This window comes from Lysinibacillus pakistanensis, from assembly GCF_030123245.1.
Taxonomy (GTDB): domain Bacteria; phylum Bacillota; class Bacilli; order Bacillales_A; family Planococcaceae; genus Lysinibacillus; species Lysinibacillus pakistanensis.
The window spans coordinates 2,411,560-2,429,496 of the sequence record NZ_CP126101.1; the positions used below are offsets into that span (position 1 = coordinate 2,411,560).

Annotated in this window: 26 protein-coding genes; all 26 read left to right on the forward strand. The window is 36.7% G+C overall.

Going from position 1 to position 17,937, the window contains the following annotated elements; genetic code table 11:
• Positions 1 to 369 (forward strand): head decoration protein, encoded by a 369-nt coding sequence (locus tag QNH24_RS11650; protein ID WP_283872332.1) that lies wholly within the window; start codon positions 1 to 3, stop codon positions 367 to 369.
• Positions 370 to 388: 19 nt separating this feature from the next.
• Complete coding sequence (locus QNH24_RS11655) at positions 389 to 1,432, forward strand: major capsid protein (RefSeq protein WP_283872333.1); 1,044 nt, start codon at positions 389 to 391, stop codon at positions 1,430 to 1,432.
• Positions 1,433 to 1,444: 12 nt separating this feature from the next.
• Complete coding sequence (locus QNH24_RS11660) at positions 1,445 to 1,828, forward strand: hypothetical protein (RefSeq protein WP_283872334.1); 384 nt, start codon at positions 1,445 to 1,447, stop codon at positions 1,826 to 1,828.
• A gap of 12 nt (positions 1,829 to 1,840) precedes the next feature.
• Complete coding sequence (locus tag QNH24_RS11665; protein WP_283872336.1) at positions 1,841 to 2,149, forward strand: hypothetical protein; 309 nt, start codon at positions 1,841 to 1,843, stop codon at positions 2,147 to 2,149.
• The gene (locus QNH24_RS11670) at positions 2,146 to 2,712 is read left to right on the forward strand and encodes a phage tail protein (RefSeq protein WP_283872338.1); all 567 of its coding nucleotides are present in this window, start codon (positions 2,146 to 2,148) and stop codon (positions 2,710 to 2,712) included. Before QNH24_RS11665 ends, QNH24_RS11670 begins: the two co-directional genes overlap by 4 nt.
• The gene (locus tag QNH24_RS11675; protein ID WP_283872339.1) at positions 2,713 to 3,210 is read left to right on the forward strand and encodes a hypothetical protein; all 498 of its coding nucleotides are present in this window, start codon (positions 2,713 to 2,715) and stop codon (positions 3,208 to 3,210) included.
• 1 nt (position 3,211) lies between these two features.
• Positions 3,212 to 3,571, forward strand: coding sequence for a hypothetical protein (locus QNH24_RS11680; RefSeq protein WP_283872341.1), 360 nt, complete (start codon positions 3,212 to 3,214; stop codon positions 3,569 to 3,571).
• Positions 3,571 to 4,992 (forward strand): phage tail sheath family protein, encoded by a 1,422-nt coding sequence (locus tag QNH24_RS11685; RefSeq protein WP_283872343.1) that lies wholly within the window; start codon positions 3,571 to 3,573, stop codon positions 4,990 to 4,992. The genes QNH24_RS11680 and QNH24_RS11685 overlap by 1 nt, the downstream gene beginning before the upstream one ends.
• 12 nt (positions 4,993 to 5,004) lie before the next feature.
• Positions 5,005 to 5,523, forward strand: a complete 519-nt coding sequence (locus QNH24_RS11690; protein WP_283872345.1) for a phage major tail tube protein — start codon at positions 5,005 to 5,007, stop codon at positions 5,521 to 5,523.
• A gap of 13 nt (positions 5,524 to 5,536) precedes the next feature.
• Positions 5,537 to 5,890, forward strand: a complete 354-nt coding sequence (locus QNH24_RS11695; RefSeq protein WP_283872347.1) for a phage tail assembly protein — start codon at positions 5,537 to 5,539, stop codon at positions 5,888 to 5,890.
• A gap of 163 nt (positions 5,891 to 6,053) precedes the next feature.
• Positions 6,054 to 6,908, forward strand: a complete 855-nt coding sequence (locus QNH24_RS11700; protein WP_283872348.1) for a phage tail tape measure protein — start codon at positions 6,054 to 6,056, stop codon at positions 6,906 to 6,908.
• A gap of 241 nt (positions 6,909 to 7,149) precedes the next feature.
• A complete protein-coding gene (locus QNH24_RS11705; RefSeq protein WP_283872349.1) occupies positions 7,150 to 9,546 on the forward strand; it encodes a phage tail protein in 2,397 nt (798 codons plus the stop codon).
• A complete protein-coding gene (locus QNH24_RS11710; RefSeq protein WP_283872351.1) occupies positions 9,536 to 9,757 on the forward strand; it encodes a tail protein X in 222 nt (73 codons plus the stop codon). The genes QNH24_RS11705 and QNH24_RS11710 overlap by 11 nt, the downstream gene beginning before the upstream one ends.
• A 5-nt stretch (positions 9,758 to 9,762) precedes the next feature.
• Positions 9,763 to 10,773 carry a phage late control D family protein gene (locus QNH24_RS11715; protein ID WP_283872353.1) on the forward strand — a complete coding sequence of 337 codons (1,011 nt, stop codon included), beginning with the start codon at positions 9,763 to 9,765 and terminating at the stop codon, positions 10,771 to 10,773.
• On the forward strand, positions 10,770 to 11,228 hold the full coding sequence (locus tag QNH24_RS11720) for a phage baseplate assembly protein V (protein WP_283872355.1): 459 nt from the start codon (positions 10,770 to 10,772) through the stop codon (positions 11,226 to 11,228). The genes QNH24_RS11715 and QNH24_RS11720 overlap by 4 nt, the downstream gene beginning before the upstream one ends.
• A gap of 11 nt (positions 11,229 to 11,239) precedes the next feature.
• On the forward strand, positions 11,240 to 11,530 hold the full coding sequence (locus QNH24_RS11725) for a PAAR domain-containing protein (RefSeq protein WP_283872360.1): 291 nt from the start codon (positions 11,240 to 11,242) through the stop codon (positions 11,528 to 11,530).
• 13 nt (positions 11,531 to 11,543) lie between these two features.
• Positions 11,544 to 11,933, forward strand: a complete 390-nt coding sequence (locus tag QNH24_RS11730; protein WP_283872362.1) for a phage tail protein — start codon at positions 11,544 to 11,546, stop codon at positions 11,931 to 11,933.
• Positions 11,930 to 12,256 carry a hypothetical protein gene (locus tag QNH24_RS11735; protein ID WP_283872364.1) on the forward strand — a complete coding sequence of 109 codons (327 nt, stop codon included), beginning with the start codon at positions 11,930 to 11,932 and terminating at the stop codon, positions 12,254 to 12,256. Before QNH24_RS11730 ends, QNH24_RS11735 begins: the two co-directional genes overlap by 4 nt.
• Positions 12,253 to 13,371 (forward strand): baseplate assembly protein, encoded by a 1,119-nt coding sequence (locus QNH24_RS11740; RefSeq protein WP_283872366.1) that lies wholly within the window; start codon positions 12,253 to 12,255, stop codon positions 13,369 to 13,371. The genes QNH24_RS11735 and QNH24_RS11740 overlap by 4 nt, the downstream gene beginning before the upstream one ends.
• The gene (locus QNH24_RS11745) at positions 13,364 to 14,227 is read left to right on the forward strand and encodes a phage tail protein I (RefSeq protein WP_283872367.1); all 864 of its coding nucleotides are present in this window, start codon (positions 13,364 to 13,366) and stop codon (positions 14,225 to 14,227) included. The genes QNH24_RS11740 and QNH24_RS11745 overlap by 8 nt, the downstream gene beginning before the upstream one ends.
• Before the next feature lie 14 nt (positions 14,228 to 14,241).
• A complete protein-coding gene (locus QNH24_RS11750) occupies positions 14,242 to 14,580 on the forward strand; it encodes a hypothetical protein (protein ID WP_283872368.1) in 339 nt (112 codons plus the stop codon).
• 2 nt (positions 14,581 to 14,582) lie between these two features.
• Positions 14,583 to 14,948: a hypothetical protein gene (locus QNH24_RS11755; protein WP_283872369.1), complete on the forward strand. Its 366-nt coding sequence runs from the start codon at positions 14,583 to 14,585 to the stop codon at positions 14,946 to 14,948.
• Between the two features lie 16 nt (positions 14,949 to 14,964).
• A complete protein-coding gene (locus QNH24_RS11760; RefSeq protein WP_283872370.1) occupies positions 14,965 to 17,250 on the forward strand; it encodes an Ig-like domain-containing protein in 2,286 nt (761 codons plus the stop codon).
• Positions 17,251 to 17,265: 15 nt separating this feature from the next.
• Complete coding sequence (locus QNH24_RS11765) at positions 17,266 to 17,502, forward strand: hypothetical protein (protein WP_283872372.1); 237 nt, start codon at positions 17,266 to 17,268, stop codon at positions 17,500 to 17,502.
• On the forward strand, positions 17,499 to 17,624 hold the full coding sequence (locus tag QNH24_RS11770; RefSeq protein ID WP_283872374.1) for a CD1375 family protein: 126 nt from the start codon (positions 17,499 to 17,501) through the stop codon (positions 17,622 to 17,624). Before QNH24_RS11765 ends, QNH24_RS11770 begins: the two co-directional genes overlap by 4 nt.
• A gap of 55 nt (positions 17,625 to 17,679) precedes the next feature.
• Entirely contained in the window at positions 17,680 to 17,811 is a 132-nt protein-coding gene (locus tag QNH24_RS11775) for a hypothetical protein (RefSeq protein ID WP_283872375.1), read from the forward strand.
• Positions 17,812 to 17,937: the final 126 nt, after the last annotated feature.

The following is a 17,937-nucleotide window of genomic DNA, read 5'->3' on the forward strand; positions in this document are numbered from 1 at the left end:
ATGGGTAACTTACGTTCAAAAGTTGGCGAGTATGTGCCAGATAATTTAATTGCTGATGTGTCATTCCCTGTGCAAGTAGGAAGCGTAAAATTAGCAGGAGGACAAGGGAATTTATTACGTGGCACCGTAGTTGGTAAAAATCCAACAGGGCTATTTGTAATTACTGATTCGGCTCAAAACATTACAGCTGATGCTATTTTAACAGATGATATAGACACAGGTGTTGAAGGTACAGAAGATGTTGTAACAACAGTCTATATTTCAGGACCATTTAACCGAAAAGCTTTAATTTTTGGGGGAACAGATACATCTGAAAAACACGAAGAATTATTACGTACGAAAGGCATTTACTTAAAGGCAGTCCTTTAAGAAACGGAGGTTATTCGAGATGAATTATTTATATAAAACTCAAACATTATTACAAGCTATTATTAGCATGCCAAAGGTGCATACATTCTTGCGTGATACATTCTTTCCTAAAACAGAGACATTTGTAACTGAGGAAGTATTAATTGATTACAAAAAGGGAAAACGCAGGATGGCTCCATTTGTAGCACCAAGAGTTGGCGGAATCACTATTAAACGTGATGGATTTAAAACCGAAAAAATCAAAGCTCCACGTCTTGCTCCACAACGTGCTATGACGATTGATGATATTAGTAATCGTTCAATTGGTGAAAATGTATTTAGTACAAAAACGCCAGCACAACGACAAAAAGAGTTATTGGCTACTGATTTACAAGAACTTGGTGAATCTATTGATAGACGCGAAGAATGGATGTCTGGACAAGTTTTATTTAAGGGATCCGTTGATCTAAGTGGTTATGCTAATGATAAATTAACTGAAAAAGTGGAGCAACACATTGATTATGAGTTTGACCAAATAGAAATATTATCAGGTACAGATTTATGGACACATGCTGAAGCTAATCCTTATGACGATCTTTCTTCTTGGAGAAAAGCAATTATCAAAAATTCAGGGATCTCACCTGATATTGTCATCTTAGGTGAAAAAGCAGCTGAAGCATTTATCAATAATCCAAAAATTAAGGAACTTTTTGATAAATTAAACATCAATTTAGGGCTTATTCAACCATCCATTCAAACAGATGCAGTAACGTTTATTGGGAAATTACCAGGCTTAGGTCTTGAAATTTATTCATATGACGATTACTACGAGGACGAAAACGAAGAATTGCAACCATATGTCCCAATAGATAAGGTGCTTATGGGTAAAAAAGCTTCAGGCGGATTCGCATATGGTGCAATTACACAAATGGAAGAGGGAGACAAGTTTGCAACATATGAAGGCCGTTTGGTTCCAAAAACATGGTCTGATCGTGAAAATGAAACGTTCATGGTTCGTATTTCGGCTCGCCCTGTACCAAAGCCTGCAGATGTAAACAGTTGGCTTGTAGCCACAGTTGTATAGGAGGGATTTTTAATGAAATTACGAGCCCTACAACGAATTAAACACGATGGTGTACGTTATGAAAAAAATGATTTGTTACATGTTGAAGATACAAAACTTGCTCAAAGATTAATTAATTTGCGTGCTGCAGTTGCTGAAGGTGTTTCTGAATCATCGCATACACATTTTCCATCCATGAATGATCAAATAGAATCTGGAAACATTGAATCTGATGATGAGTTAACAGACCAAGAAGTTGCAGACTTATTGGACAAACATTTTAAACCTGATGTTTTAAAAGATGATGCTAAAGAATTAGGGTTAGAGTTTGCTGGAAATATTGGTAAGAAAAAATTAATTGAATTAATCATCCAAAATGAGTTAGAGAATCATTTCTTAGATCAGATTCCTGAATAAGGTGGTGATTACATGGATTTCAAGGCGAGCCTCTTAGAAGATATTAACGAAGTATTTCTTGATGAAGATGAATTTGCTGAAAAGGCGATAATTGAAGGTATAGAAATGAATGTAGTGCTAGACACTGATATGATTTCTCCAGCTGACAAGAAATATCAAGTTGCTGTTTATGATGTAGTATTCTATGTAGCAAGCTTATATTTTGACGAAATTCCACAAGCTGAAAGTATGATGGATTTTAATGGCCATGAATACATGGTTGTAAACGTAAGTGATAATATGGGTATGTTAAAAATTGCATTGTCGAGGAATAACTCATGAGTATGCGAATCACAATAGATGATGCTGAATTACAAAGGATTCGGCAACGGCTAGGTGAATTACAACATAAGGCACCAAATGTTATTGCCAATGCTTTAAATCGATCTGTATCTAACATAAAGGCCAATGTTCCGAAAGAAGTTAGAAAGGATTATCATGCTAAATCAGCGGATATAAAAGCAACTCTTAAGGATTTTAAAGCTAGTGCTTCTAAATTACAAGCTGAAGTGAAATCGAGTGGTAAATTAATAGGTTTAGATAAGTTCAAAGTGTCGCCTAAGACAGCCAATCCTAAACGTAAAAGCCAACTTAAAATTGCTGTTAAAAAAAATGGAACCAAGCAAATACTAGGTGCATTCATTGCTAATATTAACGGAACAAAGGTTTTCCAACGTGATGGCAAGGCCCGATTACCAATTAGCCGTTTAATGGGTCCATCTGTGCCCCAAATGATTGGTAACGAAAAAATAGTCAATAAGATTAACCAAGATGCATATAGCACCTATGAAACTCGTAGAACTCATGAAATTAATCGCTTGTTAAGTAGAATGGGGGCTAATTAGTTGTCAACCGCATTAGATTTATTAGATGGATTAATTGATCGTTTGGGAGAAACTTTACAAGATTTCCCTTTGCAAGTAGCTGGTACTGTACCCACAAAATTTAATATTTTTCGGCATAAGGTGCCTGAAAGATCAAATAATCGTGTCAAGGTTAAGGGAACAAAGGAAACGCAAGATGATGTGTTTCCTTTTTGTGTGGTCAAAATTGATACTTTTAGCAAAGAGGAAAATGTTTCCGACCAAGATACAGCAGTAAATATATATATTGGTGTTAAAAATGAAGGATACGAAGGACAAGGCTATGATGATGTACTTTCTTGTATACAACATATTTGGAATGACCTGAATGAAAATCCAATCATAGCAAAGTTTTTCAAGATGAAATATCAAATCGATTGTGCCTTGAACGATGATGACGGTGAAACGCATCCATTTTACTATGGGGTAATGCGTCTAAGCTTTGAAAGCCAGTCGATGCAATATATAGGAGGGTATTAACGTGGCAAATGAACAAATTAAAAAAGAGGCAAAAACAACAGTTGAGCAGGTCGCTGGCGCAATAGAATCAGTTGTACCAAGTGCACCTGAAGAAAAGATTGCTGTTCATCAAGAAACAGTTCCACAAAAAATTTATGTAGGTCCAAATTTGCTTGGATTACCTCGATATACTGTGGTTGAATCTATCGAGGTACCACATATTCAAACTTTTATTAAAGATTGCTCTGAGATTGAAAAACTTTTTGTAGCGATTGATAAAATAGCTGAAACTGAAGCACGTATACAGCAAAAGGGTACTTTGGAACATCGCTATTACAATAAAGTGTTTAATTTTTTTAGACCTGGAAAGGGTGATCAATAATGGCTGGATATAAACACGGAGTATATAGCTATGAATTGCCAACATCTATCATCCCTCCTGTGGTATCTACAGCAGGCCTGACGGTGGTTTTTGGAACAGCTCCTATTCATCTATTAGATGAGCCAGAAAAAGCTGTGAATCGAGCAGAATTGGCTTATACGTACAGCGAAGCAGTTCAAAAAATGGGTTACAATGCAGATTTTAATAAATATACAATTTGTGAGGCTATTAGCTCACATTTTGCATTATTTGCCGTTTCACCATTAGTTATGATTAATGTACTTGATACAAACAAACATGCCGTTAGTGGTTCTGAAACTGTAGGAATTGCAAAAGGGGAAGGTGTATTACAAGCCGATGGTGTATTAAAATCAAAGGTTATTGTGAAAAATGGAACAAATACGGTTGATAAAACAGATTACGAATTGGAGTTCGATGACGAAGGAAAGCTACACATTTATACAAGTGTTGCAAATGAAGTAACTGTGGAATTTGAACGATTAGATGCATCGTTAGTGACTGCAGCTGATATTGTAGGTGGGGTTTCACTAGACGGATCATACAAAGGCATTGAATTAATAAATACAGTATTTCCACGTTTCCGTGAAATACCTGGTATTTTAATTTCGCCAAAATTTTCTACAAATCCACTTGTTGCGGCTGTACTAAAAGCGAAGGCCAAAAATATTAATGGTCTGTTTCAAGCAAAAACATTTGTGGATATTCCGACTTCAGAAGTACGTGACTATACAGCAGTACCTGAATATAAAAATATGAATAATTTAGATGATCCCAATATGGAGGTCTTTTGGCCAAAATGTTCTATTGGTGGAATTCAATATCATAAATCCACACAAGCAGCGAGTTTGTTTAACTTAGTTGATGCTCAAAATGAAGGTTATCCATATCACGAAGCATCAAATAATAATTTACAGATGGATGCAGCTGTATTGGAGGATGGTACAGAGATTTTACTTGGCTTAGAACAAGCCAATTACCTGAATGGTCAAGGTATCGTTACTTCACTTAATTTCATAGGTGGCTGGAAACTCTGGGGACATCGTACAAGTTGCTATCCAGGTAATACAGATCCGAAAGACGCGTTTATCTCTGTGAGACGTGTCTTTATTTATGAGCAAAATCAGTTCATTTTATCGTATTGGCAAAAAACGGATAAGCCAGGCAATAAAAAACTTATTGATAATATTGTGGATAGCAAAAATATTGACTTAAATGGCAAAGCAGCACGTCAGTTCATCTTGGGTGGACGTGTGGAATTCTTACAAGAGGAAAATCCATTAACAGATTTAATTGATGGTATTTATAAGTTCCACTTGTTTATCACGCCAGCAACACCAGCGCGCGAGATTCGCGGTTTATTTGAATTTGATCCATCATATTTCGGAACGTTATTTGCATAGGAGGCTTAATCGATGAAAAAAATTGATCAAATCTTAACTAACTTCACAGCATGGGAAGATGCGACAAATTATTTAGGTGTTGTTGATGTCGAACTACCAAATTTCGAAGCATTATCTGAAACCATTAAAGGTGCAGGTATATACGGCGAATCAACAGCTCCTGTGATTGGACATTTCGGTTCACAAACAACCAAATTAAACTGGCGTACATTATCAGCAGATGCTATGAAATTAGCAGAACCAAAAGTACATGCATTGGACTTTCGAGGTAATCAACAACTTTTTGATCCATTGAAAGGGTATGTTCAACAGGAAGTTGTTGTAAAGACACGTTGTGTACCACTCAACTTTACACCAGGTAAATTTGCCGTAGCAGCTGCTACAGAAACAGCTAATGAATTTGAAGTGCATTACATCAAAATTATGATCGATGGTAAAACAACCATTGAATTTGATAAATTTAATGGCGTTTATAGAGTAAACGGTAAAGACATGATGGATGAAGTACGAAAAAATTTAGGATTATCTTAGGGAGGCATTTTAGATGACTAAAAATGAAGTAGTTTTAAATAAAAATCAAAGCGAAGTGCAAGAGGAAGGGTTAGAAAAGTTAATTACTTTATCTCGCCCTGTTACTGTAGAAGATGTAACTTATACAGAACTAGTATTAGATTTTGAAAATTTGACGGGTGCTGATATTGAAAAAGCAGAAATGCAGTTCAATGCAGAGAGTCCCCAAAATTCCATAGTGATGGTCAAAGAAATGGCGAAAGGTTTTGTTGCAATTGTAGCAGCGAAAGCAGCAGGTGTACATGTAGGTGTTATTCGTAAATTGTCAGCTTCTGATTACTCAAAGGTGACAATGCGAACAACACTTTTTTTAATGGGTGGAAAATAAATAGTCAACCAGCAATGACAATTCAGTTGATTTGTTTGTACTGTGCTAATCACAGTCGTTCATCAGCTGATTTTTTTTCAAACATGACATTGCGGCGTTTGTTTTCCTGGAAGGAAACCATTGAGTTTGCACAAAAAGCAGCTAAAAAAGGGGGCGAAAGTTAGTGTCTAAAGTATTTGATATTGCTTTCAAATTAGGTGCTGAACTAACGAGTAGCTTTAAAGGAGCATTTAGCGAAGCAAGTAGTTCCATGAAGTTCTTAACTGGAGCAGCTGCTGCAGTAGGAGGTATAGGTGCTTTTACAGCGGTAGTTGGCCAAATGTCTGAGATGTCTGATTCATTATCAAAATTATCGGCGCAAACAGGCACATTTGGGGCTGATATGGAAGCCTTAGAGGGCGTAGCTAAAAATGTTTTTCGTAGTGGATATGGCGAATCATTTGATGAAGTAACAGAAGCCCTTGCAAATGTAAAACAAAATATGCACAACTTGGACAATGGCGAATTAGAACGCATGACAGGTGATGCATTGATGTTTGCAGATACATTTGATGCAGACATCAACGAGGTAACCCGAGCAGCTAATAATATGATGAGTAGCTTTGGTGTTACCTCTACAACAGCAATGGACCTTTTTGCAGCAGGCGCGCAAAGAGGTCTTAATTTTTCTGATGAAATGCTCGATAATGTGGCCGAATATGCACCGTTGTTCGGAGAAATGGGTTATTCAGCAGAAGAATATTTCGGCATTCTTGAACGTGGAGCAAAAGCAGGCGTATACAACTTAGATTACGTGAATGATGTCATGAAAGAGTTCCAAATACGCTCAAAAGATGGCTCTAAAGCAACAAAAGATGCAATGGGTGATCTCTCAAAGGAAACACAAAATGTATGGAAAGAATTTTTAAAAGGAAATGGCACTGTTGCGGATGTAGCAAGTACTGTAGTGGCTGAATTACAAGGTATGGATGACCAAGTAGCTGCCAATCAAATTGGTGTAGGGTTATTCGGTAGATGATAAATTGTGCCGAATTAAAATCGTTCAAAATCGGTGAAGGCTAAGTTTAATGAAATATGCTAATACCGAGGTAAAGCATGACTTAAAAATCATGGCTCACCGTAGAGCATAGAGGTTGAAACTCATCATTTGAGAATAAAATACCTCCACGAGTGAACGACACTATTATTAGTGAAAATGTATGCCGAACTCACTGGAAACGGTGAGAGGTAGGGGATAAAAAGCCTTTACGATAACAAAATTGACAAAATGGGAAGATTTAGAAGCCACCGCCATGTATGCCATGCTCGGATCAACAGAAGCCATGGAAGGCTTTGAGGGAGCTATGGCAAAAGTAAATGAAGTTCGTTTTGATACATTCGGAAAAGCTATTCAAGGAATTGGCCGAATTCTATTTATGGATCTTGTTTATCCCATTGGAGATGCTGTTTTACCAGTATTAAATTTATTTGCTAACTATTTATCCAACAATTTACCTGGTGCAATTAAAAAAGCAAAATCAATCCTAAGTACGATAGCTCCTATATTGATAGGGATGGTATCGGCTTTTTTAATTTACAAAGGCACATTAGTGGCCGTTGCAGTGGCACAAAGTATTTTTAATACTGTTCAAAAAACTAGTATTGCTCTCTATAATGCTCATCGAGCAGCCATGATAGCCTATTCCCTATACGGTGGTGGGGTTAAAGGCATTACTCAAGGTATGGCAGCAGCTATGCGTGTTTTAAATATTACAATGTTGGCCAATCCATTTGTAGCTGTGGTAGCTGCAGTTATTGGCATAGGTGTGGCTTTTTATGCAGCTTATAAAATGTCTGATAAGTTCCGTGGAGCTGTAAACAATCTGTTTAGTGCATTAAAGGATTTTATGAGCAATTCAATTAGCTATGTAGCATTAAATGCGCCTCTCATCTGGAACAATTTATTACTTAGTTTAAAAATAATGAAGATACGATTGATTATAAATATGCAAAATATGGCAAGACAAGCCATGGAAGCCTTTGGAAATAGTCTTTCAGGAAAAGTAGGAACTGTGATAAGTGGCTTTATTGCTAGTTTTAAAACAGGACTTTCTAGTTTACCAGGTATCATTTCACTTATTGCGCCAATGATGACCACAATGGCACTTGGATTCTTAGGTGTAAGTGGACCTATTGGTTGGTTAATTGGAGCAATAGTAAGTATAGGAGGATTTTTATTCAGATTATCCCAAACGAATGATAAAGTAGCTGGAGCTTTAAAAGGAGCATGGGAAAGTCTTTCATCTGCATTTGCACCAATTATCCAAGTATTTAGTGATGGTTTTAGTCAATTTGCTACTGAAGTAGGGCCACAATTAAGTGACACTATATCAATGATCGCTACAAGTATTACAGAAATGGGACCAATGTTTGCAGAGGTTGGGAGCTCCTTGGCTCAATTAGCTGTAACAATGCTTTCCTTATGGTCAGGTTCTATTTCAACCTTAGCAACAACATTGTTACCAATACTACTCCAGGTATTCAAAATGGTTTTTCCGATGATCTTACAAGTGATTCAAATGGTTTTACCATTGGTAATAAATTTATTGGCTAGTATCATTCCAGTCATTTTGCAGTTAGCACAGTTGATTATTCCGATGATTTTACAAGTAATACAGTCGGTATTTCCAATTATTTTAAGTATCATTCAAATGGTTTTACCGATATTTGCTACGCTTTTAACAACAGTTATTGGGGTTATTCTACAGTTAGCGCAAACGGTTCTTCCAATGGTGCTTAGTGTAATACAGATGGTATTTCCAATTGCGCTTGCAATTATTCAAGCCATCATCCCGATTATTGTTTCTGTTTTGGAAATTTTAATAAATATTGTTAATACCGTTCTTATTCCAGCGATAAATGGCATTTTGGCAGTCATTGAGTTTGTATTCCCATATGTACAGTCAATTATAGAAACAGCCCTAACAATAATTAATGGCATCATCCAAACGGCAATGTCTCTTTTACAAGGTGATTGGGATGGAGCCTGGAATACAATACTTTCAACTGCTGAAACAATCATGAACAATATCATTAGTTTTTTCCAAGGAATTAACTTATTTGACGTAGGAAAGGCCATTATTACAGGATTAATAGATGGTATTAAATCAATGGGCGGAGCTGTTTTAGGAGCAATTGGTAACTTAGTACCCGAGCCCTTAAAAGGAGCTGCTAGTAAGCTCTTAAAGAATCTACCTGGCTTTGCTGAAGGTGGTATTGTAGGCAATCCAACATTAGCATGGATTGGTGAGGGTGGCGATACAGAGGCTGTTATCCCTTGGAATAATTCACAGCGTTCTAAAGACTTATGGTTACAAACAGGACAAGCATTAGGCATGCTACGCGATAATGGTGTATTTGATAATATGCAAGATCAAATATCTATGCAGATGCAAGCGAATGACAGCCCTGCTATCAGCCCTAATCAAGTGGCACAATCTGTACCAAACCAAAATAATTCGCAGGTGATTCAGCTAACTTATAACCCACAATACAACGTACAAAGACCAGAGGACTTAGACCAGGTAAAACAACATGCTGATCAAGATAAAGATGACTTAGAAGCACGGCTAGCTGAAATTGCACATAACGAAAGGAGGAAGTCGTTTGGCGACTAACACATACACAACCATTTCAGGTGATGAGTGGGACGGTATTTGTTTTAAACATTACGGTGAAAATGGTGAGATGTTATTAGATAAAGTCATGTATGCGAATCCTTCACACATGAAAACAGTAGTTTTTTCAGCAGGTATTGTACTAAACATGCCTGCTTTTAATTTAGAAGAAAAGCAAAGTTTAGACGATTTACCACCTTGGATGAGGTGATTCTAATGACAAATACAAGGCGTGCCATCGCTAATATTACGTACATGGGTGTGAATATTACACAGGATATTGCACCATATTTAAAGTCTTTCAAATTCAACGACAATGAGGGTGAAAGTGACGATATTCAAATCGATTTGGAAGATCGTAACCGGAAATGGCAAGGACCATGGTTGCCGAAAAAAGGCGACAAAATTAATGCCTCAATTGAGTTACGAAATTGGTACAAGGAAGGTGCAACGGCCAAATTAAACTGTGGTACATTTTTTGTCGATGATGTCAGTTTTAAAGGACCACCAGACAGCATTTCGATTAAGGCTTTATCTGTTCCCTTTACCAAAGGCGGTAAGGATACAAAGAAAACAAAAGCCTGGGAGAATACTACACTTCAAAACATATTGACAGACATTGCAAAAGAAGCTGGCTTGAAATTGGTGTATGATGCACCCACATTTTTGTACGATCGTGTGGAACAGGATAAAAAAACACCTCTTGCATTTGCAAAATCTTTAGCAAAGCGCGAAGGGTTAGCAACAAAAGTTACAAAAGAACAGCTTGTTGTTTATGATGAACTGAAATACGAAAAGAAAGCTGAAGTGCGGACCATTACACGTGGAGAAGATGATGTAAAAAGCTACGATTTTAAAGTATCAGCAGCTGAAGAGCAATACTCAAAAGTAGAATTGTCGTACTTTGATAGTAAGACAAAGAAAAATATCAAGTATACGTATAAGGTTCCAGGTGTAAAAGATGGTCCAACTTTAAAGATAAACAAGCGTGCTAAAAATTTAGAGGAAGCAAAACGTTGGGCACAAGCTGAAGCACGTAATAAAAATAAAGGTTCCAAGAGTGGGAAAATTACACTGATGGGGAATGAAAAGATGGTTCAAGGTGTAACTGTGAACATCAAAAATTTCGGAGCTTTTGACGGAAAATATTTCATTGAATCATCAAGTCATAACGTAACAGGAGGCTATACAACAGATATTAATTTGCGGGAGGTGCTAAGCTATTGAGTAAAGGCGGAATGGAAAATACACCATTTGAAGCTATTCGAAAAGGGCTTGTATCTTCTGTAAATAGAGAAAATTGTACAGTGAAAGTTTATTTTCCAGATTGGGATGAAAAAGTATCGTTCGATTTACCTGTAATGCAAAAAAATACACTAAATTCCAAGTATTATTGGATGCCTGAACCAGAAGAACAGGTGATTTGTGCATTTTTTGCAAATGGTACACAAGAAGGTGTTGTACTAGGTGCAATTTATTCTGAGGCAGATAAAGTTCCACAAGAGTTTCTGGAATCTGATGATTGTGATGGTGTACTTTTTTCGGACGGTACATTGATACGTTATGATGTGAAAAATCATAAATTAACAATTGATGTTAAAGGAGAGATTGAAATCCTCGCTGAAAAAGAGATCCGTGTGAAATCAGGTAAAGAAAACGGTCATAAAATCTATTTAAACTAGGAGGGAGTAGTATGCCAGAAGCAATCCGTTTTGGTGATATATGTAAAGGACATGATTGTCATGTACCTCGGCCAAACGATGAAGCATCATCCGATGTCATTATAAACGACTTAGGGGCTCATCGATTGGGTGATCATTGGGAAACGCATTGCTGTGGATCATCATGTCATGATTCAGTTGCAGCAGAGGGTAGCCCTGATGTTATTGTAAACGGAAAACCTCTATGTCGTGTAGATGACTTAACAGTATGTGGCTCACCTATGGGTTTAACCCATAGCCCCGATGTCATTGTAAATGGTTAGGAAGTGATGCAATATGATTGGTGTATGGGGTGACGTAGTATTTACAGTGTCAGATAAAAAAATAAATACGTTTGATGCTTTTAAACGTACTGAAACGGCTCGTTGGTCGAAACATGACATCCATGGTCAGAAATCCAAAGCTGAATATATTGGATTGGAAGCAGGAAAAGTTTCGTTTACAATGCATTTTTCAGCCTTTCATGGGGTTAATCCAATTGTGGAATTGGATAAATTCATTAAATACGCAAGAAGTGGCGTAGCGCATACTTTAATAATTGGTACAAAACGTGTGGGCGTTTGCAAATGGTACATGCCTGGAACAGATCAATCATGGAATCATATTGATAATCGAGGAAACATTTTAACTGCAGGTTTAAATATTACAATGGAGGAATACGTATGAACGAACAGTATACACTTACTTACAATCCTTCAAAAATCAATTTTAGACCAGCAGATGAACTTGAGGAAATTTTTCAAAACATCAATACAATTTTAGGTACCTATAAATTTAGTGTGCCATTGTTCAGGGACTTTGGTTTTCAAGCTGAATTTATTGATCGGCCAATGAGCATTTTACATCCACTATATGTACGCGAAGTCGTGGAAACTGTAGAAAAATACGAACCGCGTGTCATGGTAGAAGAAGTAAAAATGACAGCTGAAATTGACGGTACAGCTTATCCAATTATTATTTTTAGTTTGAAAAGTGGGGTGAAGGTATGACACAAGTTGTTTTGCCTGAAATAAATTTTTTAACCACTGATGCACAAGAATTAGTCAATGAATTTATTACAATATATGAGCAAACGGAAGGGAGAAAACTCAGTCAAGCTGACCCACTAAGGCTCATTTTTTTATCAGCTGCTTCTGTCATAACCAAGCAAAATGTTGCAATTAATGACGCTGCCAAACAGAATTTATTGTATTATGCACGTGATAAAGTGTTGGATCATAAAGGTGCTGAAATGACGACTTCGCGTTTGGAAGCAACAGCAGCTACGACAACATTACGTTTACATTTATCGGTACCTCTTACTTCATCACGAATAATCGAAAAAGGTTCATTGGCTACTTCTAACGAAGGGGCTATTTTTTTTGCCACAGTTGAAGAAACGGCTATTAGTCCAGGTGTAGATTATGTAGATGTGGAGCTAGAATGCACAACAAAAGGTGAAATCGGAAATGGCTTTGCGGTTGGTCAAATTAACACCTTGGTTAAGCCGTTGCCTTATATCGGTCATATTGAAAATATAACTGTGTCTGATGGTGGGGCAGAGCGTGAGGAAGATGCTCCATATAAAGAACGTATTTATATGGCACCTGAAAAGCTTACGAATGCAGGGAGCGATGGTGCCTATAAATACTTTGCCAAAAGTGCTTCTGCATTAATCAGTGATGTTTATGTATATATGCCAACACCAGGTTGTGTTGATATTAAAATTCTAATGAAGGATGGAAAGCTTCCTTCTCCAGAAATTATAGATAAGGTTCTTAACGCTGTTAGTGGGAAAAGAGTACGCCCATTAACAGATCGTGTAACTGCAGGGGCTCCTACAATTACTGCATTTGATTTAGATATGTCCTATTTTATTGAAACAGATGCAGTTGATAAAACAATTTTACACAAAAAAATTCAGGCTGCTGTTGATGAATGGTTAGTATGGCAACAATCTAAAATTGGGCGTGATATTAACCCTTCAAAATTAATTTCTTTGTGTATCAAAGCAGGGGCTAAACGGGTGGATGTTAGAAGTCCTGTATTTATGGTAGTTGAACAGGGAGAAGTAGCACAATTGGATATGTTAAATGTGCATTTTGGTGGTGTAGAAGATGATTGATTTAAAAAAGAATACTCTTATACGCGAAATTCCCGATAATTTATTGGTTGACGAGAAAGTGAAGAACTTAGCAACAGCCTTGCAAGCATCCCTGGATAAAATGCTAGAGTGGACAGACAAAATCAACTATACAATGAACCTCGAAAACTTAGATGATGCGGTACTAGATCATTTATTGTGGGAAAAACATATTACCTGGGCCGAGGGGCTAGCCCTAGCCACAACACGGCAACAAAAAATTAATTTAATTCGATCTGCTATAGATTTACATCGCACAAAAGGCACACCATATGCGATTGAAAAAGTACTAGAAGCAGTTGGATTAAAAGGCGAAGTTTTAGAATGGTGGCAATATGATGTTGATCCTTATCATTTTAGTGTTGAGTTGCAATCGAGAGGTAAGTTTACACCTTTAAAAGATGTGCGAGGACTGATTCTACATTATAAAAATACACGTTCCTGGTTTGATGGATTTGTTCTCTTAGCCATCAACAACGAGATTTTATTTCTTAATGACAGTTATCAGTATCCTGTTTTTTATGAAACATGTGGCGAATTTGGTCCAGAAGCATTATTTTGGGGTACCATTGAACAATTATTAAATTTAAATAATGACAGCTATCAATATCCAGTCGAATACGATGTTTTTGAGGCACATCATACACAGTTAATTGATGATGAGATTAGGCCACAGAATGACAGTTATCAATACAAGGTTGTATATCCAACTATTGGTGAAATGGAACCACTAGAGATGACTTCTCATGTAAATACATGTGGATTAAGGATTTTACCTAACGACTATCATTATCCATATATGTACCCAATATGTGGCGAATTTTATTGTGAAGAATAAAGGAGGGAAAAATAGTGACTGAAAATGAACGTTTAACCGTTATTGTAGAAGCCAACGAAGCATTTAGAGAGCTGATTTTAATCGATGCAGCTAAACATATTAAACAAGCATTAGTAACCGTTAATGGAGTAGAAACTGTTTTCCCAATCACGAAAACAGTTATCCGTGACGGTTTTTTTAAACACTATATTGAGCTAGAGGACGAACCTGTCGGGACAGTTGAAAAAGTCGTTGTAACAAATGAAAACGGCATACATCTGGGTGTGGCATTCCCTGAATATGAAAAAGATGATGACGGCTGGCAAATGGCTTTTAAATGGTTAGTGGATATAAAACAAAAGATGGAGGGATAACAATGGCATTTAATTTTCAATCATTAAAAGATGCAATTTACGATTATATTCCTACTTTTTGGCGTGCGAAAGTAGATGATCCAGAAGGAGATAATTCAAGTAAAGGCACAAAATTCACACCATCACGTGCAAATAATATTGAAACAGGTATAGATAAAGCACATGAGCGTATTACGCAAATAGTTGAATACCTTGAAGGCGAAGAACAGACCATAAAAAAGTTATTCTTTGAATTTTTACTATTGAAAGCATCTGTTACAAGTGGATTAACAACCAATATTTTATCAGAAGATTTTTCAAATGCTAACAGCTTCAACTTAAAAGAGGGCGTGTTTGATGCCCAAAATAAACGAATCTATTTACCTTAAAAGGAGGGTGGTATAGATGGCACTCTATTATTGGAATAAGTATAATAATTCTTCTCGTATAGTAAAGCGAGAAAAAATAGATTATTACGTGGATAAAGTAGGACAAGTTCAAGTTAACGGATATTCTGGTTACAAGCAAGTTCTAGACGCTAAAGGTGAAATTGTTGGTTTTACATCTACGGGTACTTATATTGATGGAAATTGGAATCAACTTGTATATACATTTATATCAGACAGTAGTGGTAGATTTATTATTGTGAATGAGCACCAACCTTTGGGTTCAGGATATTTCGATGTGCATAAACATTATATAGCAGAAGAAACAGTAAATGAAAGAGGATCATTAATCGGCACTATCCAAGCTGACTACTCAGCTTATACCGATAATACTCGAAATGCTGATGGATTTTGGTATGTACGAGGGGGAATTGTTAATACAGCACCAAATTATACTCAAATACCAACACAAAATGTAAAAAAGAATACTACAGCAACCGTTGCACTAGGAAACTATTTTAGTGATGCTGAAGGCAATCCTTTAACATATACAACATCATCTAACAATAACAATATTGCTACAGTTTCCATTTCAGGTAGTACATTAACGGTAACAGGAAAAGCGATTGGTACAGCAACAATTACCGTCACAGCTAACGATGGGAGTTTATCTACATCCCAAACATTTAATGTGGTAGTGGCCAATACTGCTCCAAATTACACGCAGATTCCAACGCAATCAACTAAAAAAGATGTTTCTATTACTGTTAATCTAGCAAATTATTTTAGTGATCCTGATGGAGATACTTTATCTTATACTGCATCCTCAAATAATACTAGTATTGCTACAGTTTCTATCTCAGGTAGCAATTTAGTATTAACAGGTAAATCGATGGGTAGTGTAATAATTACAGTAACGGCTAATGATGGCAAGCAATCAACATCTCAAACATTTACATTAAATATAACTAATACAGCTCCAACCGTATCAGTTATTGAACCAAAAGGTAATTTATCAGATTTGGCCATTATTGATACATTATCGCCTGTATTTGTCTGGACATTCCAAGATACAGATGTCGGAGATGTACAATCTGCATATCAAGTATTGATTTATGATACAAATAATCAATTGGTCCATGATTCTAGTAAAAAGACAGGAACAGCATCTTATTACACCGTACCAGAAAACATATTGCAATGGGGTGTACGTTACAAATGGCAAGTCCGTGTATTTGATCGTTACGATGTGGCGAGTGAATATAGCTTCCAAGAATTCTTTTTACCAAATAGAGCACCGATGGCGACAGATTTATCGCCAGGTTCTAACGATGCTGAAAATCCAGCAGGAACAGGTGTGTCACCAGAATTTACTTGGACATTTACAGATTTGGACTTGGAAGCTCAAGCATCTTATCAATTAAAAATTTATAAGACAACTGATAATTCTTTGGTGTATAACTCTAATCGAATTTATCAAAATGTACAACGGCACCAAATCCCTGCAGGAGCATTGGAAAGTGGAAAGGCTTATTATGCTATTTTGGATGTATGGGACCCAAATGGCTTAACAGCTCAAACGCCAAAGGCTTATTTTCAAACCAATGCAACACCGTCAACGCCTGTTTTGACTTTGCCTGTAGATAATTATCGTGTATCTGCAAAACCAACACTACAAGCGATTGTAGGGAAAGACCCTGAAGGAGATAAACAGCACTTCGTTATTCAAATTGCAAAAGATGCACTATTTACACAAGACTTATTAGAATTTGCATCTAACGTCAATCGTACTGGTTGGAAGGTCGGTGGGGTAGATATACCTCAAACAGGTGTTTCGAACAGTGCTGAAGGACAGACAGTAGCTTATACATTACAAGTGAACTTGAATAAATGGACAACTATGTATTGGCGTATTGCTGCAATCGATGCGACAACGAATGCACGTGGAGTATGGTCCAATTCTCGGCGTATTCGTGTGGGTAATGTGTTGGATTATGATACATTGGCCAAACCAATTTACACAGGGGCAGTAGCAGCACGCCGTATATTAATTGCTTTAAATTATGCTATGGCTCAAGATGGTGCGATCCCTGCAGATATAAAAGTATTTGTTACTAATAATGGTGGAGATGCTTCACCGACATGGGAAGATGCAACAAATAAATTTATAAGCCAGGACTATTATGAATTTACTAATACGAATAAAACATCTCCAAATTTTGCAGTTGCATTTAGAGTAGTGATTAATTCAAATGACTCGATGGGTGAAATTTGGATTGATGGTGCAGGTATGACATTTGATTGATTGGAGCTGAAAAGAATGATACCTTTTGTACAAAAATCACTTGAAGAAATTAGACAGGAAGAAGAAGCATTACGACAAAAAGAGCTACAGTTAGAACAAGTTGTAGCACTCAATAAAAGTTTGATGCTGACAGTCACAGAGTTATATGAGGAAAATCTTGCATTTCGTGAATTGAATCGGAATGTGATGCTTGTAGTGACTGAATTATACGAAACAATTTATGCTGCAGAGGAAGTAGGTGAAACGAAATGAGTCCAATCGTAATCATTTATGCACAACTTGTAAAAGATGGGGATAAAACAATTGAACAAGTACCTGCCCATATAAAAAAAGAAGTGAAAAAACTTTTAAACGCTGGTGAGCCAAATGCGTAAGCTCATTCAAGCGTTTTTATTATGGCTTTTGTCCATTTTGAAAGGGGGTGAGATTATGCCAATCGCAGTAATTTATGTTGCTTTAATCATGGACGGTGATAAAACATATGCACAAGTGCCGAAGAATGTTAAGCCAGAAGTAAAGCGTCAGCTAGAAATTTTAGGGTATGAAGATTTAGCTGAATAATCAATATTCCCAAGCGTTTGGGAATTTACCTCAAACGTAAAAAAGAGGCTTGCAAATGCGAGCCTCTTAAATACTGAATAAGAACATGTGTTCCTACTCGATATTCATTATAGTATATCGGGAGGG